Raw genomic sequence first — 23158 nt, forward strand, 5'->3', positions numbered from 1 at the left:
GAATAGTTGCCCCAACCGCTATCAGGAGGGGTCGTGACGGTGGATCAGGCGCTTATCTACCCAGTGGAGGAGGAGCACAAACGCCACACCGAAGGCCAGCAGGCCCTTGTAGTCAGCCATATTGCGCAGAAAACCCGCTTCAAACGTAAAGCCCGTTAAGACAACCGCGGCGGCGCAGGCTCCCATCAACAGCACGATACCGGCAACCAGCCAGGCATAGGTTACCCGCAGCGAGCGCTGTTCTTTCTGCTCTACTTTGCGAAGAACCTTGTCGGCAAACGCATCGGGCAAGGTATAGCGCGGCGGAGTTGACAATGCCTGAAACACCTGCCGGTAAGCCCGGCCATCGGGATGGCTTTCGTCAAACCCCATGTTGGCTTCGATCTTTTCCTGAAATCTTTCTTCTTCGCGGTTCATAGCAGCTCCTCTTTGCCAAGGTACTTGATAACTTTATCTTTTAAAAGGGTACGCGCCCGGAACAGATAGCTCTTCACCGTGCCCTCGGGCATACCCGTTATTTCGCCAATCTCGTCATAGCGCATGCCCTCCACGTGGTATAGCATTAACACCATTTTATACTGCGGCGGAAGCTTGTCGACCATCTTCAAAACCATGCCTTCGCTGTCCTCCTCTTCCAGAATTGCCGCCGGATTGCGTTCTTCCACAAAGAGATCCGTAAAATGCTCCTCCTCGGACATGTCCAGAAACGACATCTTCTGTTTTCGCAAGTGGTTTATGGCCAGGCGATAGGCAATGGTCGCGATCCATGTGGAAAGCTTCGACTGATAATTGAAGTCGCCGATCTTTTCGAATACCCGCAGGAAGACATCCTGGCACAGTTCCTCGCGCTCTTCATCGTGCTTTACCACCCGCGCAACCATATGGGCCACAAGCCTTTCATGCTGCGTAATAAGCAGCCTGAAGGCCTGTCTGTCTCCTTGTAAGATCCGAGAGATCAGCGCCCGTTCGTCTATCATGGATGGGTTAGACAAAGCTTCGTTGCGGAATGTTGCAGGAATATAGAAAAATAGAGACCACAAAAAATAATGAAGGAAATTGCAACACCGGCCACCCGGTCTGTGTCCTACGGGCAGATCAAAAAAATAAAATATTATGGATGACTTGGTTAAAATACTAATGCCGATCTCGATCATGGGCACTTTTGGCGCCGCCCTGGTGGCATTTACCCGCGTGCTCACAGACTATATCCTCAAAAAGCGAATGATCGACAAAGGATATGTCAATGAAGATACACAGGCTATTTTTAAACAGCAGGCTGTACCTAGTTTTACAGAAAGCCGGTACCCGTCACTGAAGTGGGGCCTGATTATTTTCTTCGCGGGCCTCTCACTGATTCTGATGGAATACATTCCGCATGACGTTGAGTCTCCCCTGCCGTATGGCCTCTTCGCCCTTTCCGTTTCCCTGGGCTTCCTGATCTATTACTTCATCGTCCGGAAAGATCAAAAATAATACAGGCATAGACTGTCCGGAATCACAACGGACAGTCTATGCCCTTGGAAGTAGTGCTATACTACCGCGATTTCTTCAGCGCCTCCTCGTGTGACTTCATCTGTTTGTCCAACTGTTTTTTATCGCCCACCAGCACCAGCGTCATATTTTCGTATTTGAGATACTCCCTGGCAAGGCCCTGAATTTTCTCCGGCGTCACCGCGTAGATATTCTTCACACGGTTGCTGAGGTAATCGTCACCCAACCCGTGCAGGTCGATGAAGTTGAGCTGGTTGATGATGCCGTTCGGTGTCGAGTTCTGCAACACAAAATTGCCGGCCTCAAAATTCTGAATGCCCTCCAGCTCCTTCTTATCGACGGGCTCCGTCTGCAGACGCTTGATCTCTTTCGAGATTTCTTGCAACGACGCACCCGTGTGCTCTGTCGTCACGTCCGCGCGCTCGGCCCAATAGGCAGCCTTTACGTTCGCATTCATCGAGGCGTAAGGGGAATAGGTATAACCCTTGTCTTCGCGAATGTTGGACGTAATACGCGAAATAAACGAACCACCCAACAGCGTGTTAGTTACTTGCAGCGCCAGGTAGTCGGGTTGTGAAGGGTCGATCACCGGCAGGCCGAGCATAACGGTAGTCTGTGGTGCACCCGGGCGATCTATGATCTCGACAGGACCATTCCTGGCAGGCTTCGCCACAGGGTAGTCCACGGCAGGGCCCTTCTGCCACGGAGCGAAAGACTCGTCAATCGCCTTCGTCATTGCGCCCTCGTCAAACTTACCGACAACATATACCACCGTGCGTTGAGCGCCGAAGTTCTTATCATAGAATGCTTTGGCCTTTTCAAGGGTATAGCTATCCAGCATCGCCTCGGTTGGGAAGTACCGGCCGTAAGGCTGGTCAGGATACAGCGTCTTCCCAAAGCGTTCAAACGCCTGGCTTTGCGGTATACTTTTCTGTACAGAAAGTCCACGCTTCAAGTCGTTTTTCAAGCGGTCCACCTCTTTTGCCGGGAAAGCGGGATGCATGGCAACATCGGCCAGTACCTTTATCAGCTCCGGGGCATACTCAGACAACACGGATCCTGAAAGCGTCGTCTGATTCAGCGCGGTGGTGACATTTACTTCGCCACCCATCAGCGCGACCTTTTTCGCCAGCGCTTTGGAGTCAAGCGACGCAGAGCCTTCGTTTATCAGCTTTCCGGTAAAATCCGCCAGCCATACTTCGTTGGCACCTTCGTGTACATTGCCCGTCTTAATAATAACGCTCACCGTTACTTTCGGTGTAACACCATACTCCACCAGCGTGGATCGCAGGCCGTTGGGTAGTGTATTGACTTTTTTGGCAGGCAACTTAAAATCGTGCGGTGCGCTACCGGGAGGGGGGCTTTGCTTTTGAGCAAAGGCCGCACCTGTCAACAGCAGCGTCAGCGCGAGGGTATATACTGATAGCGAGGTTCTCATAGATTCGTGGCTTTAGGGTCAATGATCAGAACCGTGCGATTGCTAGCGCGCAGGTAGTCCTTAGCGGTCTTTTTGATGACGTCGGGTGTAATCTTTTTAAACTCGCTTTCGAGCAGGTTGATCCGGTTTGGATCATCATCGAACAAGGCAAAACAGGCCAGCAGGTCTGCGCGGCCGACACCCGACAGACGATCCATCGTGTCATAAAGGTCAGAACGGATCTTTACCAGGGCAAGATTTACATCTTCCTGCGACACGGCATCCAGCTCGAGTATCGCCTGGTCGAATTGGTGGAGGATAGAATCCGCCGGCAGAGCGTTGTCATAAATAAGGTTCGCCATCCATACCATCGGGCCATTGTAGTTATACATGTTGCCCAGGTAGTTAATGCCGCCGTTCACGCGGTCCGTATAACCTTTATCTTGTATCATGCGTTGCGCAAGCTTGCTGTCGTTGCCCTGTACCAGCAACTGGTCGATCAGACCCATGGCAAAATATTCGGGCGTGTTGCGCTCCGGCATTTTGTATGCAACGGCAATGGCAGGTCTGTTGGCAAGCTTATCTTCTTTCGTGTGGCGTTTCTCTTGCTGTTGTACCGGCTCGCTGATGTCGGGCTTCGCCGGCAATGTGGCCGCGGGTATCGGTGCAAAATATTGTTGTATCCACTTTTTAGCCTCCTCGGCAGTAAAGTCGCCGACAACGGTGATCACCGCATTGTTTGGGGCATAATACGTTTTGAAGAACTTGTCAACATCTTCTAGCCTGGCTGAGTCGAGGTCCTTCAGGTCGCCATAAAAGTTGTGCGCGTTATACCAGTTTTCGTTGGCGTACTGCGGCATGTCCAACCAGGGAAATCCACCATACGGTTGGTTGAGTACATTTACTTTTACTTCGTTCTTTACGACACCCTGCTGGTTGGTCAGATTCTCCTGGGTGATTGCCAGACCTTTCATACGATCAGCTTCTGCCCACAATGCGGTTTCGAGCTTGTGTGCGGGCATCACTTCAAAGTAATTGGTAAAATCAAAACGCGTCGAGCCGTTTAGCAAGCCCCCGTTTTGTTGTACCAGCTTGATAAACTCCATTTTGCCAAGATTCTCCGAACCCTGAAACATCATGTGTTCAAACAAGTGCGCAAAGCCGGTACGGTCCTTGGGCTCAATACGGAAGCCAATGTTATAGTATGCCGCAACGACAACTGTCGGTGCATGATGGTCTTCCGAAAGCACGACACGCAACCCATTGTCGAGCTTATAGTATTCTACGGGCACGTTAAAAGACGAAGCCGCCGCCTCTTTTTTCGCCTCAGGGCCGGCACATGCTGCCAGCAACAGCGCCAGTGCGGCTGCCGGCCAGACTTGCAAAAGTATTCTTGATCGATTCATGGAGTAACTATATATAGTTGGTTAATGATGACTAAAAATATAAAATCGTTTCTTAAACCGTGGTATTAATTTTTGATGGAATCGCAGGAATAGGGGAGAGACGGCTGAGATAACAGAAAGTTACTCCGGTTTGGGGGATATACTTTTAACACAGAAATAGGTTACACCGGTTGGAAACATACGTGTGATAACCGCGTTTCTTCCCTTATATGCCGCGTTGAATGCCTGCAGCGATCTGCCGTGCCGCCTGATGGGAGGTAGTCCACGCCGCCTGAAAATTAAACCCGCCGGTTTCACCATCGACATTTAACACTTCGCCGGCAAAGAATAGATTTTTTATCCTCCTGCTTTCCAAGGTTTCAGGATTGATCTCTTTCAGGTCCACACCACCACACGTAACAAACTCCTCTTTAAACGTTGTTTTCCCTTTTATTTGAAAGGGACAACGGATTAGATATTCCAGTAACTTATTCAGATTCTTTTGCGGCAGCTCGGCCCAGATCTTGGTTTCTTCAATCGCCGCCAGCGTGCAGAGCTTTTGCCATAAACGTTGCGGTAGAGAGAATAGCGGATTGGTATATACACGTTGCTTGCCGTGCGCGGCCTTATGCCCGTGCAACAACTGGCGGGTAGCCTCCTCCTGGGCTGGCCCGATCCAGCTGACCAGTGCGGTGCACTGATACTGGGCTTCATGCAGGTACGCCGCCGCCCAGGCAGAGAGCTTAATGACCGCCGGACCACTCAAGCCCCAGTGGGTAATCAATACCGGGCCCGTCTCCGAAAACTTAGTCGTGGCAATACGTACCTCGGCGTGGGGAACGGCAACGCCCATCAGGTCGCGAAAGTCCCTTTGCGAATCATTTAATGTAAAGAGCGAAGGTATCGGCGGTACCACGGTGTGGCCAAGTGCTGCAAGCCACTGATAAAACTGCGGGTTGGCATGGCCACCCGTCGCGACCAGGACATGATGCGCCTGCAGGGTCATGCCGTGCTGCGTCGTAAGCGTAAAACGCTCCCGTTCAGGTTGTACCGCCACCTCGCCGGTGCTTACCTCAATAGTAATGTTGTGGCGTTGCGCTTCGTGCAGAAAGCAGTCTATGATTGTTTCAGAACTGTTAGTGTCTGGGAACATGCGGCCATCTTCTTCGACCTTTAAGTGCACACCTTTAGAAGCAAACCAGGCCACCGTGTCTTTAGCCTGAAAAGAGCGGAAAAGATTCTTCAGGAGTTTTTCGCCTCGCGGGTAATGGCGGGCAAGGGGGCCCGGCTCAAAACATGCATGGGTTACGTTGCAGCGGCCGCCGCCCGAGATACGTACTTTGGAAAGAAGCTTGTTGGATTTCTCCAGAATAACAACGCGGCTGCCCGGTTTCATTTCGGCCGTTTGCAGGGCGCCAAAAAAACCTGCAGCCCCGCCACCGATCACCGCCAGGTCAAAGACTTGCATCCCCAAATGTAGGAGGCACTAACACATAAATCAATCCCCTCCTGAAACCAGGAGGGGATAGACCTAATAGAAGGGGGAAGTGTTTATTGTGTAGAGAGGGTCTTTACCAAACCAATTATATAAGATGGCGCTTACTAATTAAGCCGGGTGTTAGAAAGCAGGTCGTTCCAGTCCTTGTCTGCTTCGGGCTTTACACGCTCTTGAACGATGTCCGCCAAACGGTCGTCGACATCACGCTCTACGAGCGTGGCGGCAACGCCGAGGGCATTTCCTAAATGAAGAGTCTTTTCATTGACTTCGTCAGCAATAAAGATAACGGGAGTGTTACGGTTAACAGAATGTGTACGGATTGATCGTACTAATTCGAATCCTGTGACCACAGGCAGGTCAGTGCCGCAGATTATGAGATCGAAATGTTCGATTCGCGAGGTTAGGAGCCCATCCAAACCAGACTCGGTGTGAAGCACAACGGGATTACATCCGCTAAGCACTGACTTTATCTGCACAACTGTGTCTTTCTGCCTGTGAACCACAAGTATTTTCATTACTTCTAGGAGTGCTGAGTTAAACATCACTTGATCGTGTTGATCGTGTAATTCCTTGAACCTTTTATGAAAGTTCGCGAATTGATCTCAGTCGTTCTGGAAGAAGTGCACCGAAACGATGATTGTTGGAACAATGATCTGGTAAAAACCCTGAAAAGGAGATGAATATGTAGTTACCGACAGAACGTCGCTGGTAAAAAAGTACCATAAAAATAGTACAATTGTACTAGAGCCCTCTTTGGGGAATTAGCTCACAATGCCGGCTTCGTAGGCAAATTTCACCAAGCCAACCGTATTGTTAACACCGATCTTGTCCATCATGTTGACCCGGTGGTTGCGTACCGTATTTTCACTCAACGAAAGTTTCTGACCGATCTCTCGTATCGTCAGTTCGCGACAGATTAACACCAGGATCTCTTTCTCACGCTCTGTCAGCTCGGCAAGACGGAACTGCGGGCGTTGCCCTGACTTGCGCTCTGTAACGTTCTTGCGCAGCACGGCGGCAACGAGGTCGTTGTGATAAAAATCTTTCTCCACAACGGCATAGATAGCCTTCTCGAGCTCGTCGGGCTCCGTGTTTTTCAGCAGGAAAGCATGCACACCCATTTCCATCATGTGGAGGATGTACTTGTTGCTATCGTGCATGGTCAGAATGATGATCTTGACATCGGGGTGTTTCTTGATAATCTGCTCGCAGGTTTCGGCGCCATCCATCACGGGCATCTGCAGGTCTACGATCGCCACATCGGGTTGCTCGTATTTGATGAGCGTCAGCAGCTCCTTACCGTTCTCGGCATCCTTTACCTCCTGCACGCGGTGAAACGACCGCAGCAGGTTTACCATGGCTTTTCGGAAGAGCGTATGATCGTCGGCTATGTAAACTTTATACTTTTTCATACGGAATAACCAGCGTGATTTTGCTTCCATGCGAGCGTGCCGTGTCAAACTCGACCGTGGCGCCCAGCAGGCGTGCACGGTTCTGAATGTTGAACAGGCCCAGCCCCTTGCCACTTTGTGACGAGTTTTTGATAATTCCTGGATCAAACCCTACGCCATTGTCTTCCACCGACAACTGCAGGTTGTGGCTCGCGTGCATCTGCACGGAGATTTCGGTTGCCTGCGAATGCTTGAGCGCATTGTTGAGCAGCTCCTGAACAATGCGGTACAGCATAAGCTCGCGGCCTTTTTCAAAGCTCCTGACTTCCCCTTGCTCAATGCAATGTATGGGTAACAGTGACGTAGCGTGAAACCGTTCACATAACTCTTTTACAGCATGTGAGAAACCAAATTTTTCCAGGGTAGAGGGCATCAGGTCGCGGCTGATGCGCCGCACCGAGCCGATTGTGTCGTCCAGCATTTGTTTGGATTGCTCCAGCGCCTCCGAGTTGGAGCCCAGTCGGGCCATGGTGGTAATGCCCACCCGAATGGTCGAAAGCATCGCGCCAATGCTGTCATGCAGCTCGCCGGCCAGGCGGCGCCGCTCATTCTCTTGCGACTCCAGGGCCGCTTCCATCATTTTTTGCTGGTAGGTCAGCTCAAGCTGCTGGCGTTTGAACTGCTCCTGGATCATCTTCTTCTGGTAAAATACCATGAACAGGATAATGGCAATCGCCAGGAAGAGCATGCCTACGGTTCCAATAGCGATGATGAGGGCGATTTGATATTCCGAAGGTCCTGCCATAGTCCAATCATTACAACCAAAAGTTGTATGACATTCATGATGTTGTGAAAAGTCCAGTAAATCAATAAATCATTATGCAGAACTTCAACTAAATACGTCGTAAATAGATAAAGAAATAATGTTCCGGCATTAAAAATCAGCATACCGGCGTTGAACCAGAACATCGGCACGCGGTGCAGATGCTGTACGGGCAGATCTACCATCAGCCGGTAGAAATACAAAATGCTATAAAACAGAAATACGATGGCGCTGAACGTGTAGTTGTACGTATTGATCTCGACCTTTTGTACGAAGCACAAATTGGAGATGGCAAACATCAGGTACAAAATGGCCACAATGGTAAAACCCTTGCGGTACCGGCCGTTGAGTGCTTTGTCGTATAACAAGCTTAGCGGGATAAAGGAAACGATGCCATAAATAGTACTGGCGACGTTCACCTCCTTGCCTCGCAACGCGAGAATGTCGGCCATCTGGTCGTTGAGAAAGCTCAGCAAGAAGGTCAGCCCCAGCAGCTTGACCTCGAGCTGGCGCTTATCGAAATAGATAAACGACAGAACCGTTACAAGGGCTGCCAGGACTGTTTGAATTTTAAACGTTAACAGGTAGGTCTCCAACGTCATTGGGTGAGGTGCTTACAAAAACGCTTAGGGGCAATAGGGGGGGCACTGAAGTCCTTTATCGTAAGGATTTTGGGCATCCATTACCTTGAGTGCTGCGGCATCGGTGCCAGCTGATTTTGAGGTGGCCTTAATAGCGCCGTCTTCGTAGGTGGGGTAAAGCACCAACTGAACGGTCTTTTTGTTAGGATCTGCCTCTGTCGGCTTCAGCGCCAGGTAGAACGTAATCCCGGTGGTACCTTCTTCTGCCAGCATCTTCAGCAGCGCATCGCGTCCGTAGAAAATCGCCTTCGTGTCCACGAGCTTGTCCTTCCGCATCACGCGATCATACTCATCAATCCACTTTTGCGCTTCGCCGGCATCTACCTGGCGGCCAACATTTGGTTTAAACTCTTTTCCCATAAATAATTGTTGAGGTTTAGTGAAACATGGGCGTAAAGTATTGAAAAAATTCTAATGTAATTTTTTGGTCCCTATACGAACCTTACTTTAGTAGCATATATGATACACGGCAAAACTTCCAAAATTACCCAAAGTGTTCATGCTGGTTCGCACGAATACCTCGCGCATGGTGGGGTCGTGACCCCCATCTTTCCCTCGTCTGCCTACGATTATGAGGGCGGGCGTCCGTTGCAGTACCCCCGGTACTTCAATATACCCAACCAACTGGCTGTGGCAGGCAAGGTTGCTGCACTGGAAAACGCTGAAGCCGGCGTGGTCTTTTCCTCTGGCATGGCCGCTATTCTCACAACCCTTTTCAGTTTGCTTAAGAATGGCGATCACGCCATTTTTCAACGCGACCTGTACGGGGGTACACACCATGCCCTGGCCCAGGAAATGCCACGATTTGGTATCGCCTATACATTGGTGGACGGTGCTGATCCCGCAAACTTTGAAAAGGCCATTCGCCCCGAGACCAGGCTGATCTATATAGAGACGCCTTCCAACCCCACGCTCAAGATAACCGACATACGGGCCGTCGCCGCCATCGCCCGCCGGCATGGCCTGCTGACCGTCATCGACAACACCTTTGCATCGCCCGTCAACCAGAATCCCATCGACCTGGGCATCGACATCGTGTTACATAGTGGCACCAAATATATCGGGGGACACAGCGATCTTTGCTGCGGCTTCGCCGTAACCACCCAGGATCTTACCCAACGTATCCTCGCCAGTGCCATAAACCATGGTGGCAGTCTCGATGCTCACACGGCCTGGCTTGTCGAACGCAGCTTGAAAACTATCGTGTTGCGCGTGCGCCAGCAAAATGAAAATGCGCTGGCCATTGCCCGGTACCTGAAAACCGACAACCGCATCGGTCAGGTATACTACCCCGGACTGGAAGACCATCCAAACCATACCGTTGCCAGGACTCAAATGCCCGGGGGCTTCGGCGGCATGCTGTCGTTCGAAGTAAAGGGCGATGCACAAGTGTTCATGGCGAAACTTGCACTCATTCAACGCGCCGCCAGCCTCGGCGGTGTGGAGTCGACCATTACCAGTCCTGCGCGTACCTCACACGTTAAGGTAAGCGCTGAGGAGCGCAAAGCCACGGGTGTGACCGACGGACTTGTACGCCTTTCTACCGGAATCGAGGAAGCAGAAGATTTGATAAATGACATTAAACAAGCCCTCGCATAATCATCATGAAAGAAAAGAATAGATGTGGCTGGTGCCTGGGATTTGAAGAGTATATCCGCTACCACGACGAGGAGTGGGGCGAGCCCGTGCACGATGACAATGTGCATTTCGAGTTCCTTATTCTGGAAGGTGCACAAGCCGGTCTGAGTTGGTCCACCATCTTGAAAAAACGCGATGGCTACCGTAAGGCTTTCGCCAATTTCGATCCGAAAAAGGTAGCGCGGTTTACGGAGGCGAAGCTCGAAAAGATTCTGTTGGATCCCGGCATTGTTCGCAACCGCCTGAAGGTTTATGCCGCGGCGAACAACGCCAGGCGTTTCCTGGAGGTCCAAGAAGAGTTCGGTACGTTCGATAAATACATTTGGGGCTTTGTCGGCGGTAAGCCCATCGTTAACAAGCGGAAATCGCTTGGCGAAATACCGGCAACCACACCGGAGTCGGACGCGTTGAGCAAGGATCTGATCAAGCGCGGATTTAAGTTCGTTGGCAGCACAGTCATTTATGCGCACATGCAGGCATGCGGCCTGGTGAACGATCACCTGCTAGACTGCTGGAAGCGGACCGCACGAAAGAAATAATACATACGGTATCAACAAAAAAAGGTGTGCTGACAGATTCTTCAGCACACCTTTTTAAGGATGTATAGCGAATGCGTTACTTACGGGGCATTTTCTCATCGCGCATGGCGGCGAGCCAGGCGAACGACGCAACAATAGAGGCGTTCTGTTTCAGATCGCCCTCAACAGCTTTGTCATATACGTCCATGCTGGTGTGGTGCGTGCGCGTGCCGTACTCCAGCGGGTCTTGAATAAACTGGAAGCCGGGCAAGCCAATAGCGTCAAACGACAAGTGATCGGTACCACCGGTATTTTGCAGGGTAAGCGTCGAGGCACCCACTTTGTTGAAGGGCTTAAACCACACGCGGAAAATGTTACCGATGTTTTCATTGCCCTGCAAGTATATACCGCGGAACCGGCCAGAGCCGTTGTCCATGTTCAGGTATACCGAAAACTTCTCGGCAGCTGGTGTCACTTTGATAGAGTCATACGGGTAAGCCTTGTCGAGACGCTCGCCATACGTACGCTTTACATACGACTTCGAGCCAAGCAGGCCCTGCTCTTCGCCACCCCACAGCGCAATGCGGATCGTACGACGCGGCGATACACCCAGTGTCTTCAAAATACGGATCGCTTCCAGCATCACTGCCGAGCCTGCAGCATTGTCGGTGGTGCCTGTGCCGCTGTGCCAGGAGTCTAAGTGGGCGCCAATCATTACCACCTCGTCCTTCAGGTCAGTACCCGGTATTTCTCCAATGACGTTATAGCCAGGGGCCGACGGCGTAAACGCTGTCTCCAGTGCGAGCTCGAGCTTTACAGTCTGACCTTTCTGAATCTGGCGCACCAGGCGGTTATAGTGTTCAGCCGATACAACCACCTGCGGCAGAATCTTCGGCGCGTTTTCTTTGTAGGCAGCAACACGTTTGCTGAATGGCGTCTCCGCCGGGTAGGGTACGGTAGCGGCCGCTACGGTAAGGGTACCATCTTCGAGACGGAACGACGAGCTGGCTTCAATTACGGCTACGGCGCCTTCTTTCTGACACAGCGCCCATTTTGCATAGGCAAGACGTTGGGGTTCCTGCGGCGATGAAAAACGGCGGCCGCCTTGCGCTTCTACGACACCGGCATTGGACATCACCAGCAAGGTCGAGTCACTCAGACGCGTGGCGTCGGGTTTAAAGCCAGGCTTCACCGGTGTAGGCAAGCTAAACATCACGATCTTACCTTTTAGCTTACCCTCGTATTTCTTAAGATCTTCTTCTTTGCTGATGTCCAGGTATACCGCCTCGGCCTGAATGACACCTTTTACACCCGGCGACCAGGCTTTGGGATACGCGATCATCGGAAAATAGGCCGGTGCCAAAGAGCTCAAGCTGAACTTCTTCAGCTGCCAGCCGCGACCAAAGTCTTCCTCCCACGTATCGAAAACAACGTTTTGTACACCCCACGACTCCAGGGTGGTTTTAGCATAGTTGGCAGCATTTTTATAACCAGGGGAGTTGGTAAGTCGCGGACCGTGAATGTCGGTCAGCATGCTCAGGATATCCATCACCTGCGAGCGATTCATACCCTCGTTCTTAATTTTTGATACCATGGCGGTATCGATCTTTTCTACAGTCTGTGCGGACAATAGTAACGGCGCCGTCAGCACTGCCAGGGTCAGCAGGCTTGTAAAAGTTTTCTTCATAAACATTCGGTTTTGGTCAATGATGCCTAAATGTAGTGTCTATTCTGAAGCAGAAGGATACCGTTCATTTAAATCTTTCCAACGAAACACAGATTTTTGGTGTCTATTCAGGCATAACAAAGTAAAACGCATGCGACTAAATTGGTTTGCCAGAATGGCCGGACTGCTGTTTATAGTGTTGTCCTCATGCGAGGAGGACGGTGGCGGCATCATATCCGATTGTATCGATCCGAATAAGATCGTGAAAGATGGCGTGTGCACGATGGAGTATGCTCCCGTCTGCGGTTGCGACGGCAAGACCTATGGTAATGCATGCTCGGCCAGTACCCAGGGTGTACAGCAATGGTCGGTAGGCCCGTGTTAAGTAGGACAGCGCAACAGATAGTCCCAAGATCCTTGTTGCGGAATAGTTTTTTAGCATCTATGCCTGAGAAACTAAAGTAAAAACGTTATGAGGAAAAGTTATTATGCCATGATACTGGGCCTGCTGTTGATCACATCATTCTCTTGCGGCAGCGATGATGATAACGGCGCAACGAGTTGCGTAGACCCTGCTAAGATTGACGACCACGCCATGTGCCCCGCGGTAGTAGATCCTGTCTGCGGTTGCGATGGTAATACCTATGATAACGACTGTGAAGCAAAGGCAAACGGCGTCCTAAAATGGACGACAGGCCCGTGTCAGTGATGCGGTGCCGTGAGAACGACCTGTTTTTTGGACAGGTAAATATTCCACACGCCGTCAAGCTTTTCTACGCCGTCGGGCATGGGGCTCACCACGGGTTTGGAATATAAGATCGAGTCGTAGCCACCCTGCTTGGCGTCGGTATACAGTCGCTGCACATTATCTTGCAGTGAACCTGTCACCATGCCTGAAATATAGGCTTCAATCAGTTGCTGCTCGATTTCCTGATTAGTAGCCGTGCCGGGCACAGTCCAATGGATACGTGTTTTGTAACGCTCAGCAATCGAGTCGGCCTTCGCCGGATTAAAGTGTACTTTTTCCAGGGCCGCAAAAACCTCGCGACCGCGCTCGTGGGCAGTGGTCATAATTTCCGCATCGGTCATCTGTACGATTTTTTGCTCTTCCATGCCTTCGTGCAATTTGCGGCGTTGTTCTTCGGTCAGGGTGCCTCCGCACGCGGTGAGGCAAAGCAATAAAATGACGATCCTGGCTTTCATGACCCAAAGGTTGTGGGTAAGTGTTGAAAATCCAAATTGTTGTCTCGCGGGTGTCAACCCTCGGCCCGGGAAATCCGTATTCTTTGTCGTAACTTTGTAGGCTGATTACATGGTATGATAGAGAAATTGGAAGAAATAAAGCTCCGTTTTGAAGATGTGGGCATGCTGCTGGGCCAGCCCGACACGATGAGCGATTTGAAGAAGTTCTCGCAGCTGAGCAAAGAATACCGCGATCTGGAAAAGATCGTATTAAAATACAACCAGTTTAAGGAATCTCGTAACCACCTACAGCAAGCCAAAGACGTTTTGTCCAAGGAAAAGGACAGCGAGTTGCGCGAGCTGGCAAAGATGGAAATAGATGAGCTGGAACCGCGCATTGACGCTTTTGAAGCCGAGCTAAAAGAGCTGCTGATCCCCAAAGATCCAAATGATGACGGCAATGTGCTCCTGGAAATCCGGGCGGGTACGGGTGGAGACGAAGCCGCCATTTTTGCCGGCGACCTCTGGCGCATGTACCAACGCTTCTGCGACAAGCGCGGGCTAAAAATGGCCGTACTGGACGTGACCGAAGGCACGGCTGGCGGTTATAAAGAAGTAATCAGCAGCGTAAGCGGTGACGGAGCCTACGGTCTGTTCAAATTCGAGTCAGGAGTACACCGCGTCCAGCGAGTGCCGGCTACCGAGCAACAGGGTCGGGTACACACCTCGGCCGCATCTGTCGTAGCATTGCCCGAAGTAGACGAAGTCGAGGAGGTTGTAATCAATCCCGCCGACATAGAAATACAAACGGCACGCTCCAGCGGTGCAGGTGGACAGAACGTAAACAAGGTTGAAACCAAAGTACAGCTTACGCACAAGCCCACCGGTATTGTCATTACCTGTCAGGTTGAACGCTCACAGCACGGCAACCGGGAGCGCGCATTGCAGATGTTAAAGACCAAGCTCTACGAGATGGAGGTCACAAAACAGGCAAACGAAATAGGGGCGGCCCGCCGTTCGCTGGTACGCAGTGGCGACCGCTCAGAAAAGATCAGAACCTATAATTACCCGCAAAGTCGCGTAACCGACCATCGCATTGGCTATACGGTCTATAACCTGCCCGCCGTCATGAACGGCGATCTGGAAGACTTCATAGAACAACTGCGGATTGCCGACAGTGCTGAAAAAATGGCAGAGGGAGCTGGAGCGGCCTGATTATTGATTCTAATGCCTACATTCGATAAAGCATATAAAAAACTATGAGCAAAGGATTATTGACCGTACTGATTGTACTCGGTGTCATTGTCGTAATTGTTTTCGGATTTATTTCTTGGGGTAGCGGTGTCTATGATAAAGCCGTGGCCGCACAGGAAGATGTCAACGCCCAGTGGGCCGACGTACAGGCTGCTTATCAGCGCCGGGCGGATCTCATTCCCAACCTTGTGCAAACAGTAAAAGGTGCCGCCGAAAACGAAAAGAGCATTTTGACGCAAGTAACGCAGGCCCGTGCCGGTATCGTTAATGCCAAAACGCCGGAAGACCTTGAATTGGCCGGTCGCCAGATCAATACAGCCATCAACCTGGCGTTTGAGGCATACCCTCAAATCCGGTCAACCGAAAACTTCCAGGAATTGCAGTCGCAATTGGAAGGCACCGAAAACCGCATCAACGTAGCCCGCCAGCGCTATAACGAGGCTGTTCGAAACTACAACGTCTTCGTCCGCGGGTTCTTCAAACGCTTTGCCCTCGGCCTCTTCGGCGGTGGCGAGGACTTCAGCGTACGCAAAGGCTTCGAAGCTTCTGCCGATGCCCAAAACGCCCCGAAAGTAGATTTTAACGAAAGTAAATAAGATCCATACTCTCTGCTTGCACTAGAGAGGGCCCTTCCGGAATCGGAAGGGCTTTTTTTGTTTATATCCAAAACAAAAAAAGGCCATTCCAGCGGAATGGCCTTGATATCACAAGCTCTTAACGACTATTCTGCCACCAGGCTTCTTTCTGTCATAAATTCCGCAATCTGCACAGCATTCGTTGCAGCGCCCTTACGGAGGTTATCCGCTACAATCCACATGTTCAGTGTATTCGGTTGCGACTCATCACGACGCAGGCGGCCTACAAATACCTCGTCACGACCGTGCGAGTTGATCGGCATCGGGTAGATATTGTTTTTCGGATCGTCTTGAACAATCACGCCCGGGGTGTCGGCCAGGATCGAACGCACTTCGCTCAGGTTGAAATCTTCATCGAACTCAACGTTCACAGCTTCCGAGTGACCGCCGACAGCGGGGATACGCACGGTGGTAGCCGTTACCGCAATCGACTGGTCGCCTAGGATTTTGCGGGTTTCGTTCACCATCTTCATTTCCTCTTTGGTGTAGCCGTTATCGAGGAAAGAGTCGATGTGCGGCAACACGTTCATATCGATGTTGTGCGGGTATACCTTCGGCCCATTGATGCCCTGGCGCTCGTCCATCATCTGTTGTACAGCATCTTTGCCGGTACCGGTTACGGACTGATAGGTCGAAACGACAATGCGTTTAATGGTATATTTCACGTGCAGCGGCGCCAGCGCCATCACCATCTGAATCGTTGAACAGTTGGGATTAGCAATGATGCGGTCGTCAATGGTAATTTCATGGCCATTGATTTCGGGGACAACCAGTTTTTTAGTCGGGTCCATACGCCAGGCCGAAGAGTTGTCGATCACGATCGTGCCCACGGCTGCGAATTTCGGCGCCCACTCCAGGGAAGTGTTGCCGCCAGCCGAGAAAATAGCCACATCGGGAGCAAGCTTGACCGCTTCCTCCATGCTCTTAACGGTATATTCCTTACCCTTATACTTTATAATCTGCCCCACCGATTTGGCTGAGGCTACGAGATATAACTGGTCAAACTTAAAACTTCTCTCCTCAAGTACTTTGAGGATTTCCTGGCCCACCAGACCGGTGGCGCCTACAACTGCGAGTTTCATTTTGTTATGATTTTATTATAGTTTACAAAACTAATCTATTCCTGTTGTGCCTATGTCGAAGCCCCGACAAATATTCATTTTTTCCATCCTGAAAACGTTTACGGAAAATACTTTTATAACGTTTGCGTTTTTGCTCGCCAGCCAACAACTGTTCGCTCAAGTGTCTGATTCTTTTGCAGATGGAAACTTTACAAACAATCCAACCTGGATCGGCACCGCCGCGCACTTCACCGCATCGTCCGGCCGCCTTCGCCTGCAGGCACCCGAAGAGGCCGCCGAAGCCTACCTGGCAACCCCCAGTCAGGCACTGGCTGACGCATCGTGGGAGTTTTCCGTCTGGCTCGGGTTTGATCCCTCATCGGCGAATTATGCACGCGTATACCTGGCATCCAGTACCGCCAACCTGGGAGGTGCCCTACAGGGCTACTATGTCATGGTTGGCAACACCGACGACGAGATAAGCTTATACCGCCAAACGGGCACAACACGGGTAAAGATCATCGACGGCATGAATGGTCGCCTGGCGTTTCCCAATTCCAGCATGCGAATTAAGGTAACGCGTAACGCCACCGGTGATTGGCAACTCTATACGGACGTAGGCATAACTGGTTATTATACGTTAGAAGGAGCTACCGTGGATGTAACGCATGCAACATCGCAGTATGCCGGTGTCTTTTGCGACTACACGGCCACCCGTTCAAACCTCTTTTACTTTGACGACATTCTCATTACCGGCAAACCGGTAGCACCCGGCGCCCGGCCGGCATATAAAGACGTGATCATTTCCGAAATCATGGCAGACCCGACACCCGAGGTCGGTCTGCCCGATGCTGAATTTGTGGAAGTACACAACCGTAGCGCCAAAACATTCAACCTGGGAGGCTGGATGCTGACAGACGGAACGACGCGCGCTGCATTACCCGCGGCGATGCTACCCGCCGGTGGCTATGCCATCATCACCGGAGCCACTGTAGCCGATAGTTTTAAAGCCTATGGAGCCATCGCCGCAACGCAAACCTTTCCCTCGTTTAACAACGCCGGCGATAAAATTGTCCTGCGCCTGGCCGACAGCACCGTCATTGACTCGGTGCAATATTCCGACCGTTGGTATAGCAGTGCCGACAAGCGCGCCGGCGGATGGTCGCTGGAGATCATCGATCCAAACGACCTGTGCGGAGACGATGCAAATTGGACGGCCTCACTCGCACCTGCCGGCGGTACACCCGGGACACAAAACAGCGTATGGGCACAACGAACAGACAATATGGGTCCGGTATTGGTATCCGTTATCCCCACCGATGCCACACACGTCACGCTGCGCTTTAACGAGCGCCTGGCGGCCGAAGTGCCGGCCACTACAAACTTTACATTTTCTCCGGCAGTGCAGATCGCTTCGGTTTCTTTCGCCGACCCGTCGCTGCGCCGCGTGGACCTGCTCTTGCGCACACCGCTCGATATTGAAACGACCTACGCACTGACCACACAAAATATCTGGGACTGCACCGGTAACCCACTATTGCCGGCCAACGGCCGCGCTACCTTTCGCCTGCCCGCTGAACCCCAGGAACACCAGGTCGTGTTAAACGAAGTGCTCTTCAACCCCCGCCCACAAGGTGTAGACTTTGTCGAGATCGTAAACACTTCTACACAGTACTTTAACCTGAAAGGTTGGGCATTGGGCCACAGAAAGGATGAGCAGGTAAAAGAAGCCGAGGTCATCAGCGAAGACGATCTATTGTTGCCACCCGGCGGCTACCTGACGCTAACGGCCGATGTCACTACGCTGACGAATCATTACCCCACGGCGCAGCACCTGGTCGAAATGATACTTCCATCCTTGAACGACGACGACGGATCCATTGCCTTGACCGACAGCACGGGCCACATATTGGATAGCTTTCATTACAAAGACATCTTTCATTCACCGTTCCTGAAAGACACCGAAGGTGTTTCCCTCGAACGCATCTCGTTTAGCGGTGCCACCGATGCGCCCGCCAATTGGAAGTCCGCCAGCACAACGGCCGGCTATGCCACACCAGGATATATCAACTCGCAGGCCCGGCCCGCACGGGTGTTTGACGATGCCGTTGTTATAACACCGGAAGTTTTTATACCGCTTACCGGCCAGCCCGATTTTACGGAAATACATTATAGGCTCGACCCGGGTGGCTACGCGGCCAATGTTCGTATTGTCGATCCTCACGGGCGGGTTGTCCGCGAGCTCGCCAACAATGCCCTGCTGGGCAGCGAAGGTTTTCTGCGATGGGACGGCGACTGCGACGATGGCACGAAAGCACGGGTAGGCTACTACATGGTATGGGTGGAGCTAATAGACCCGAAAGGAAATGTACAAACCCTACGCAAGCGCGTAGCCGTGGCAGCTCGTCTTCATTAAAGGCTAAAGATACTTAGCCCTTGAGCTGTTTAAGATATAGTTGAATGGTGTTTTCCAGACCGTAATACAAGGCGTCGGATATGAGCGCATGGCCGATAGAGACCTCGTCCAGGAGCGGGATATTTTGATGCAGATACTTCAGGTTATTCAGATCCAGATCATGGCCGGCGTTGATGCCAATACCCCCTGCGTGGGCTATCTTTGCGCTCTCGATATAAGGCTTAATGGCGACTTCTTTATTGACGAGATACTCCACGGCATAAGGCTCTGTGTACAATTCAACACGGTCGGCACCAACGGCAATGGCACCCTCGACCATGCGGGGTGACGGATCCACAAAAATAGACACGCGTACACCAAGCGACTTGATCTCCTGAACAATGTCACGCAAGAACGCCGCATGTTTTATCGTGTCCCACCCGGCGTTGGAAGTAATGGCATTAGGTGGGTCTGGTACCAGTGTGGCTTGTGCGGGCTTTACGTCGTGCATCATCTTGACATAACGTTCGTCAGGATAGCCCTCGATGTTAAATTCTGTCGTCACAACGTCGCGCAACTGCAACACATCTTTGTGGCGTATGTGGCGCTCGTCGGGGCGCGGGTGCACCGTGATGCCCTGGGCGCCAAACCGTTCGCAGTCAATGGCGACCTTGATCACATCTGGATTATTTCCTCCCCGTGCATTCCGGAGTGTGGCAATTTTATTAATATTGACGCTCAGTCTGGTCATAGGTCGTTCTCCCGGATGCTTTGATAAAACTGGATCTCCGTAAATTGGTTTCGAAAAGTAGTACTTAAAAATAAATTCATATGAGCCTGAAGCAACAAATAGATGGTGATATTAAAAAAGCCATGCTTGCCAAAAACAAAGAAGAGTTGGAGGCGTTGCGCAGCATCAAGTCGATGATCCTGCTGGCCGAGACGGAGAAGGGTGGTTCGGGTGACGTGTCATCTGAGGTCGAGAACAAGATCCTCACAAAAGCGGCCAAACAACGGAAAGAATCCTCCGATATTTTTACACAGCAGGGTCGCCAGGACCTGGCCGATAAAGAAAACTTTCAGCTCGAGATCATCACCCGTTACCTGCCCAAACAGCTTTCAAATGAAGAGATCGAGGCAACCGTGAAAGAGATCATTGCCGAAGTGGGTGCCAAAGGTCCTCAAGACATGGGCAAGGTTATGGGCACGGCCACAAAAAAGCTATCCGGACAAGCCGATGGCAAAATTATTTCCGAACTTGTTAAAAAATTGCTCACCCCGTAAGGAGTCATGAGTAAAGTCGATATAACCCTCGCAATCATTATTCTGGTAGGTGCCTACAACGGATTCCGCGATGGATTCCTGTTGGAACTTATCTCGTTCCTCTCCATTTTGCTGGGTATCGTCGCAGGCTTTAAGCTCATGGGCTGGGTCATGGTGCATCTCGAAAAAAGTTATCATATCGACGCGAAGGCGCTGCCCTACATCGCCTTCACCGCTGTCCTTGTCCTCGTGGTATTTGCCGTCAATCTCCTGTCCAGGTTTATTTCCAAGAAAGTAGACCACTCATTTTTAGGGAAGGTAGACCAGGTAGCCGGAGGGCTAATGGGCCTGTTTCGCTCGGGCTTTATGATGAGCGTGTTCCTGTGGCTTTTTTATTCTATGAAATTCGGCTTTCCCGATGATTGGACGGCCGATTCCTGGGTCTTACCGATGGTCTCGAAGCTTGCCCCCAATATTATCCACGGTATCGGGTATATTTTGCCCTTTTTCAGGGGGATTTTCTAACGCTCGAATTTTTTCATTCTAATAGAATTTTTTCTTTACTTATTGACGTTTAATAGAATAACAATGGCCATCGCGGTTAAAGAGAAGGACGGGTTTAAGTTTGTCGACGAGGGGCAGGGCGAGGTTTTGCTACTCCTGCACGGTTTATTCGGTGCATTGAGCAATTGGGAAGGAGTTGTGGCCCGATTCTCTAAAAATTTTAGGGTAGTGATACCGATGCTGCCCATTTATGAAATGCCCATCAGGGAAGCGGGCCTGGAAGGACTCAACAAATTTGTAGAGGACTTTGTCGCCGCACAAAAGCTGAGCAACATGATTATCATGGGAAACAGCCTCGGTGGACATGTTGCATTGATCTATACGTTACGAAACGGCGATAAGGTAAGAAAGCTCATCCTGACCGGGAGCTCCGGCCTGTTTGAAGATTCTATGGGAGGATCTTATCCCAAACGGGGAAATTACGAGTACATCAAGGAACGCGTTGCGTATACGTTTTACGACCCGGCCGTGGCATCCAAAGCATTGGTGGACGAAGTGTTTGAAATCACCAATAGCATCCCAAAATGCATGCGGATCGTAGCAATTGCCAAGTCTGCGCAGCGCCATAACATGGCAGAAGAGATTCCCAATATCACGGTGCCGACATTATTGGTATGGGGTTTGAATGATACTATTACGCCACCCGTCGTGGCCCATGAGTTCAACAGGTTGATTCCCAATTCGACGCTTAAATTCGTCGACAAGTGCTGTCACGCGCCCATGATGGAGCACCCTGAAAAATTCAACGAAATCGTAGAAGATTTCGTCTTGCACTGAGAACTGACAAGAAACGCTAAAAATATAACCTACTTGCTGGCGGAAGACCTCATAAACCACATGATCCCTCCATTGAAGGGAACCGACGATGCTCACAAAGCCATTGTCTGGATGGAAGAGTTCCGCTGCAACTATATGCCTGTGATCGACGACGGCAAGTTGTTAGGATTTATTTCAGAAGAGATCATTTTCGAACGGAACGAAGTCGACAAGCCCGTGCGCGACTTTGCGCTGGTAGGGCAACAGTGCTATGTGCACCTCGACACACACTTTTACGATATCCTGAAGGTTGCAGCCGAGCACAATCTGCAAATGGTCGCCGTGCTTAACGAACAGCTCACCTACTGCGGTGTAATCACCGTGCAAGACACCCTCACCTCATTCGCACAAACGGCCGCCGTACAACTGCCCGGTGGCATCCTTGTGTTGTCGATGAACTTCAACGACTATTCATTGTCGGAGATCAGCCGCCTCATCGAAGAGAACCACGCAAAGATTCTTAGCAGCATTGTAAAGGAAGATCCGCTGGACGCAAACAAGATTCGCCTTACACTCAAGATCAATCAACAGGAGATGTCACGCATCGTAGCAACACTCGAGCGTTTCAACTATAAGGTTATCGGTCGCTATCAGGAAAACAAACCGATCGCAGGCGAGAAAGATCGTATTGATATGCTGCTGCGTTACCTGGACATCTAAGTCCGCCAATCGTTACGCCAACCACTTCATGACCAGGTCCACAAACTCTTGCGGCTTTTCAGCTTGCACCCAATGACCTGTTTCCAATGTTTCTAAAGTAGCCTGCGGGAATACTTGCTGTATTCGTCCAAGGTCCGCGTCGGCTATATACTTCGAGTATTTACCGCGAATAAACAAGGTAGGCTTGTCGAAGGTGCCAGGGTACTGTAAGTCTACACCAATGTTTTTAAGCTGCTCCGTAATCAGCGGCAGGTTTAGCTTCCACGAAAATCCACCTTCTGCCTTGCGTTGTAAATTCTTTAACAAGAACTGACGCACATCGGGCTCCGGCACATATGCCGACAAGCGCTCATCAGCTTCTTGTCGCGAAGTAATGGTATCGATGTCCAATGCATTCAGGCCCTTGACAATCGTGTAGTGCTCCAGGTCGTAATAACGAGGGGCAATATCGACGACAATCAACTTTGAGAGCTTATCGGCATGCGCAACAGCAAAATTCATAGCCGTTTTGCCACCCATGGAATGCCCCAGGATGACGGGGTTCTGAATATTCTGGTCGGCCAGCAGCTCCGCCAGGTCGGCTACCATGGAGGGGTAATCGAAGCGGTCGCTGTGGGGCGATTGGCCGTGATTGCCCTGGTCTACCGTGTATACACGGTAATTATGATTGGACAACACGCGGGCCTGCGTCAACCAGTTGTCGGCCGAGCCGAACAGTCCGTGCAGGATAACGATTGTTTGGGTGCTCTGGGCAGGGTTTGCAGCCGGGTACTCGCGAAAGAAAAGCTTCATGGGCCAAAAATAGAATTCAAAATCCACAAGTCAGATTAGAATCGCCCCCTTATATTTGAAACTTTTAG

27 protein-coding genes are annotated in these 23158 nt (G+C 51.0%); 12 read left to right on the top strand and 15 right to left on the bottom strand.

Translation table 11 applies throughout. The annotated features are described in order from the left end of the window. Positions 1–21 precede the first annotated feature (21 nt). A complete protein-coding gene (locus K7P01_RS12775) occupies positions 22–417 on the bottom strand; it encodes a hypothetical protein (protein ID WP_267293513.1) in 396 nt (131 codons plus the stop codon). Continuing rightward, entirely contained in the window at positions 414–977 is a 564-nt protein-coding gene (locus tag K7P01_RS12780) for an RNA polymerase sigma factor (protein WP_267293515.1), read from the bottom strand. Before K7P01_RS12780 ends, K7P01_RS12775 begins: the two co-directional genes overlap by 4 nt. Positions 978–1113: 136 nt before the next feature. Here K7P01_RS12780 and K7P01_RS12785 point away from each other — a divergent pair, with 136 nt between their 5' ends. Then, the gene (locus K7P01_RS12785; protein ID WP_267293517.1) at positions 1114–1473 is read left to right on the top strand and encodes a DUF6249 domain-containing protein; all 360 of its coding nucleotides are present in this window, start codon (positions 1114–1116) and stop codon (positions 1471–1473) included. 61 nt (positions 1474–1534) lie between these two features. On the opposite strand, the gene K7P01_RS12790 is transcribed toward K7P01_RS12785, so the two are convergent. The 8 genes from K7P01_RS12790 to K7P01_RS12825 all read right to left on the bottom strand — a co-directional run bounded on the left by K7P01_RS12790 (position 1535) and on the right by K7P01_RS12825 (position 9006). Further along, positions 1535–2929 (bottom strand): M16 family metallopeptidase, encoded by a 1395-nt coding sequence (locus tag K7P01_RS12790; protein WP_267293519.1) that lies wholly within the window; start codon positions 2927–2929, stop codon positions 1535–1537. Further along, positions 2926–4314 (bottom strand): M16 family metallopeptidase, encoded by a 1389-nt coding sequence (locus K7P01_RS12795; RefSeq protein ID WP_267293521.1) that lies wholly within the window; start codon positions 4312–4314, stop codon positions 2926–2928. The genes K7P01_RS12790 and K7P01_RS12795 overlap by 4 nt, the downstream gene beginning before the upstream one ends. A gap of 205 nt (positions 4315–4519) precedes the next feature. Continuing rightward, on the bottom strand, positions 4520–5761 hold the full coding sequence (locus K7P01_RS12800) for a BaiN/RdsA family NAD(P)/FAD-dependent oxidoreductase (RefSeq protein WP_267293523.1): 1242 nt from the start codon (positions 5759–5761) through the stop codon (positions 4520–4522). Between the two features lie 134 nt (positions 5762–5895). Further along, entirely contained in the window at positions 5896–6333 is a 438-nt protein-coding gene (locus tag K7P01_RS12805) for a response regulator (RefSeq protein WP_317987615.1), read from the bottom strand. Positions 6334–6552: 219 nt separating this feature from the next. Beyond that, positions 6553–7203 carry a response regulator transcription factor gene (locus tag K7P01_RS12810; RefSeq protein WP_267293525.1) on the bottom strand — a complete coding sequence of 217 codons (651 nt, stop codon included), beginning with the start codon at positions 7201–7203 and terminating at the stop codon, positions 6553–6555. Beyond that, positions 7190–7987 (bottom strand): sensor histidine kinase, encoded by a 798-nt coding sequence (locus tag K7P01_RS12815; RefSeq protein WP_267293527.1) that lies wholly within the window; start codon positions 7985–7987, stop codon positions 7190–7192. The genes K7P01_RS12810 and K7P01_RS12815 overlap by 14 nt, the downstream gene beginning before the upstream one ends. Beyond that, the gene (locus K7P01_RS12820) at positions 7933–8607 is read right to left on the bottom strand and encodes a hypothetical protein (protein WP_267293528.1); all 675 of its coding nucleotides are present in this window, start codon (positions 8605–8607) and stop codon (positions 7933–7935) included. Before K7P01_RS12820 ends, K7P01_RS12815 begins: the two co-directional genes overlap by 55 nt. 24 nt (positions 8608–8631) lie before the next feature. Continuing rightward, positions 8632–9006, bottom strand: a complete 375-nt coding sequence (locus K7P01_RS12825; protein ID WP_254082599.1) for a hypothetical protein — start codon at positions 9004–9006, stop codon at positions 8632–8634. A gap of 99 nt (positions 9007–9105) precedes the next feature. On the opposite strand from K7P01_RS12825, the gene K7P01_RS12830 reads away from it, so the two are divergent. Continuing rightward, positions 9106–10245, top strand: coding sequence for a trans-sulfuration enzyme family protein (locus tag K7P01_RS12830; protein ID WP_267293531.1), 1140 nt, complete (start codon positions 9106–9108; stop codon positions 10243–10245). A gap of 5 nt (positions 10246–10250) precedes the next feature. Further along, positions 10251–10823 (top strand): DNA-3-methyladenine glycosylase I, encoded by a 573-nt coding sequence (locus tag K7P01_RS12835; RefSeq protein WP_267293533.1) that lies wholly within the window; start codon positions 10251–10253, stop codon positions 10821–10823. Positions 10824–10899: 76 nt separating this feature from the next. On the opposite strand, the gene K7P01_RS12840 is transcribed toward K7P01_RS12835, so the two are convergent. Continuing rightward, positions 10900–12489 (bottom strand): M20/M25/M40 family metallo-hydrolase, encoded by a 1590-nt coding sequence (locus K7P01_RS12840; RefSeq protein ID WP_267293535.1) that lies wholly within the window; start codon positions 12487–12489, stop codon positions 10900–10902. A 130-nt stretch (positions 12490–12619) separates the two neighbouring features. On the opposite strand from K7P01_RS12840, the gene K7P01_RS12845 reads away from it, so the two are divergent. Both K7P01_RS12845 and K7P01_RS12850 read left to right on the top strand, forming a co-directional pair. Then, positions 12620–12853, top strand: coding sequence for a Kazal-type serine protease inhibitor family protein (locus K7P01_RS12845; protein ID WP_267293537.1), 234 nt, complete (start codon positions 12620–12622; stop codon positions 12851–12853). Positions 12854–12940: 87 nt separating this feature from the next. Continuing rightward, entirely contained in the window at positions 12941–13177 is a 237-nt protein-coding gene (locus K7P01_RS12850) for a Kazal-type serine protease inhibitor family protein (RefSeq protein ID WP_267293539.1), read from the top strand. Here K7P01_RS12850 and K7P01_RS12855 read toward each other — a convergent pair. Continuing rightward, positions 13171–13671 (bottom strand): transposase, encoded by a 501-nt coding sequence (locus K7P01_RS12855; protein ID WP_267293541.1) that lies wholly within the window; start codon positions 13669–13671, stop codon positions 13171–13173. The two genes, K7P01_RS12850 and K7P01_RS12855, sit on opposite strands and share 7 nt — an antisense overlap. Before the next feature lie 114 nt (positions 13672–13785). Here K7P01_RS12855 and prfA point away from each other — a divergent pair, with 114 nt between their 5' ends. After that, positions 13786–14865 (top strand): peptide chain release factor 1, encoded by a 1080-nt coding sequence (prfA, locus tag K7P01_RS12860; protein ID WP_267293543.1) that lies wholly within the window; start codon positions 13786–13788, stop codon positions 14863–14865. 44 nt (positions 14866–14909) lie between these two features. Further along, positions 14910–15500 (top strand): LemA family protein, encoded by a 591-nt coding sequence (locus tag K7P01_RS12865; protein ID WP_267293545.1) that lies wholly within the window; start codon positions 14910–14912, stop codon positions 15498–15500. Between the two features lie 125 nt (positions 15501–15625). Here K7P01_RS12865 and K7P01_RS12870 read toward each other — a convergent pair whose 3' ends face one another. After that, positions 15626–16621 carry an aspartate-semialdehyde dehydrogenase gene (locus tag K7P01_RS12870; RefSeq protein ID WP_267293547.1) on the bottom strand — a complete coding sequence of 332 codons (996 nt, stop codon included), beginning with the start codon at positions 16619–16621 and terminating at the stop codon, positions 15626–15628. Positions 16622–16781: 160 nt separating this feature from the next. On the opposite strand from K7P01_RS12870, the gene K7P01_RS12875 reads away from it, so the two are divergent. Beyond that, positions 16782–19016 carry a lamin tail domain-containing protein gene (locus K7P01_RS12875; protein WP_267293549.1) on the top strand — a complete coding sequence of 745 codons (2235 nt, stop codon included), beginning with the start codon at positions 16782–16784 and terminating at the stop codon, positions 19014–19016. A 13-nt stretch (positions 19017–19029) separates the two neighbouring features. On the opposite strand, the gene K7P01_RS12880 is transcribed toward K7P01_RS12875, so the two are convergent. After that, on the bottom strand, positions 19030–19746 hold the full coding sequence (locus tag K7P01_RS12880; RefSeq protein ID WP_267293551.1) for a pyridoxine 5'-phosphate synthase: 717 nt from the start codon (positions 19744–19746) through the stop codon (positions 19030–19032). An 80-nt stretch (positions 19747–19826) separates the two neighbouring features. Between K7P01_RS12880 and K7P01_RS12885 the strand changes: the two genes are divergently transcribed. The 4 genes from K7P01_RS12885 (at position 19827) to K7P01_RS12900 (ending at position 22298) form a co-directional block, all read left to right on the top strand. Continuing rightward, positions 19827–20279, top strand: coding sequence for a GatB/YqeY domain-containing protein (locus tag K7P01_RS12885; RefSeq protein ID WP_267293553.1), 453 nt, complete (start codon positions 19827–19829; stop codon positions 20277–20279). A 6-nt stretch (positions 20280–20285) separates the two neighbouring features. Next, a complete protein-coding gene (locus K7P01_RS12890) occupies positions 20286–20783 on the top strand; it encodes a CvpA family protein (protein ID WP_267293555.1) in 498 nt (165 codons plus the stop codon). A gap of 63 nt (positions 20784–20846) precedes the next feature. Then, positions 20847–21599, top strand: a complete 753-nt coding sequence (locus tag K7P01_RS12895) for an alpha/beta fold hydrolase (RefSeq protein ID WP_267293557.1) — start codon at positions 20847–20849, stop codon at positions 21597–21599. A 60-nt stretch (positions 21600–21659) separates the two neighbouring features. Next, a complete protein-coding gene (locus tag K7P01_RS12900; RefSeq protein ID WP_397311101.1) occupies positions 21660–22298 on the top strand; it encodes a CBS domain-containing protein in 639 nt (212 codons plus the stop codon). Positions 22299–22310: 12 nt separating this feature from the next. On the opposite strand, the gene K7P01_RS12905 is transcribed toward K7P01_RS12900, so the two are convergent. Beyond that, positions 22311–23090, bottom strand: coding sequence for an alpha/beta fold hydrolase (locus K7P01_RS12905; RefSeq protein WP_267293561.1), 780 nt, complete (start codon positions 23088–23090; stop codon positions 22311–22313). Positions 23091–23158 lie beyond the last annotated feature (68 nt).

The sequence above is a fragment of the Parachryseolinea silvisoli genome, from assembly GCF_021190955.1.
GTDB lineage: Bacteria > Bacteroidota > Bacteroidia > Cytophagales > Cyclobacteriaceae > Ohtaekwangia > Ohtaekwangia silvisoli.

Bases quoted from the DNA above. Each gene is read 5' to 3' on its own strand.
- K7P01_RS12775 (WP_267293513.1), bottom strand. From the start codon at position 417: ATGAACCGCGAAGAAGAAAGATTTCAGGAAAAGATCGAAGCCAACATG.
- K7P01_RS12780 (WP_267293515.1), bottom strand. From the start codon at position 977: ATGATAGACGAACGGGCGCTGATCTCTCGGATCTTACAAGGAGACAGA.
- K7P01_RS12785 (WP_267293517.1), top strand. From the start codon at position 1,114: ATGGATGACTTGGTTAAAATACTAATGCCGATCTCGATCATGGGCACT.
- K7P01_RS12790 (WP_267293519.1), bottom strand. From the start codon at position 2,929: ATGAGAACCTCGCTATCAGTATATACCCTCGCGCTGACGCTGCTGTTG.
- K7P01_RS12795 (WP_267293521.1), bottom strand. From the start codon at position 4,314: ATGAATCGATCAAGAATACTTTTGCAAGTCTGGCCGGCAGCCGCACTG.
- K7P01_RS12800 (WP_267293523.1), bottom strand. From the start codon at position 5,761: ATGCAAGTCTTTGACCTGGCGGTGATCGGTGGCGGGGCTGCAGGTTTT.
- K7P01_RS12805 (WP_317987615.1), bottom strand. From the start codon at position 6,333: ATGTTTAACTCAGCACTCCTAGAAGTAATGAAAATACTTGTGGTTCAC.
- K7P01_RS12810 (WP_267293525.1), bottom strand. From the start codon at position 7,203: ATGAAAAAGTATAAAGTTTACATAGCCGACGATCATACGCTCTTCCGA.
- K7P01_RS12815 (WP_267293527.1), bottom strand. From the start codon at position 7,987: ATGGCAGGACCTTCGGAATATCAAATCGCCCTCATCATCGCTATTGGA.
- K7P01_RS12820 (WP_267293528.1), bottom strand. From the start codon at position 8,607: ATGACGTTGGAGACCTACCTGTTAACGTTTAAAATTCAAACAGTCCTG.
- K7P01_RS12825 (WP_254082599.1), bottom strand. From the start codon at position 9,006: ATGGGAAAAGAGTTTAAACCAAATGTTGGCCGCCAGGTAGATGCCGGC.
- K7P01_RS12830 (WP_267293531.1), top strand. From the start codon at position 9,106: ATGATACACGGCAAAACTTCCAAAATTACCCAAAGTGTTCATGCTGGT.
- K7P01_RS12835 (WP_267293533.1), top strand. From the start codon at position 10,251: ATGAAAGAAAAGAATAGATGTGGCTGGTGCCTGGGATTTGAAGAGTAT.
- K7P01_RS12840 (WP_267293535.1), bottom strand. From the start codon at position 12,489: ATGAAGAAAACTTTTACAAGCCTGCTGACCCTGGCAGTGCTGACGGCG.
- K7P01_RS12845 (WP_267293537.1), top strand. From the start codon at position 12,620: ATGCGACTAAATTGGTTTGCCAGAATGGCCGGACTGCTGTTTATAGTG.
- K7P01_RS12850 (WP_267293539.1), top strand. From the start codon at position 12,941: ATGAGGAAAAGTTATTATGCCATGATACTGGGCCTGCTGTTGATCACA.
- K7P01_RS12855 (WP_267293541.1), bottom strand. From the start codon at position 13,671: ATGAAAGCCAGGATCGTCATTTTATTGCTTTGCCTCACCGCGTGCGGA.
- prfA (WP_267293543.1), top strand. From the start codon at position 13,786: ATGATAGAGAAATTGGAAGAAATAAAGCTCCGTTTTGAAGATGTGGGC.
- K7P01_RS12865 (WP_267293545.1), top strand. From the start codon at position 14,910: ATGAGCAAAGGATTATTGACCGTACTGATTGTACTCGGTGTCATTGTC.
- K7P01_RS12870 (WP_267293547.1), bottom strand. From the start codon at position 16,621: ATGAAACTCGCAGTTGTAGGCGCCACCGGTCTGGTGGGCCAGGAAATC.
- K7P01_RS12880 (WP_267293551.1), bottom strand. From the start codon at position 19,746: ATGACCAGACTGAGCGTCAATATTAATAAAATTGCCACACTCCGGAAT.
- K7P01_RS12885 (WP_267293553.1), top strand. From the start codon at position 19,827: ATGAGCCTGAAGCAACAAATAGATGGTGATATTAAAAAAGCCATGCTT.
- K7P01_RS12890 (WP_267293555.1), top strand. From the start codon at position 20,286: ATGAGTAAAGTCGATATAACCCTCGCAATCATTATTCTGGTAGGTGCC.
- K7P01_RS12895 (WP_267293557.1), top strand. From the start codon at position 20,847: ATGGCCATCGCGGTTAAAGAGAAGGACGGGTTTAAGTTTGTCGACGAG.
- K7P01_RS12900 (WP_397311101.1), top strand. From the start codon at position 21,660: ATGATCCCTCCATTGAAGGGAACCGACGATGCTCACAAAGCCATTGTC.
- K7P01_RS12905 (WP_267293561.1), bottom strand. From the start codon at position 23,090: ATGAAGCTTTTCTTTCGCGAGTACCCGGCTGCAAACCCTGCCCAGAGC.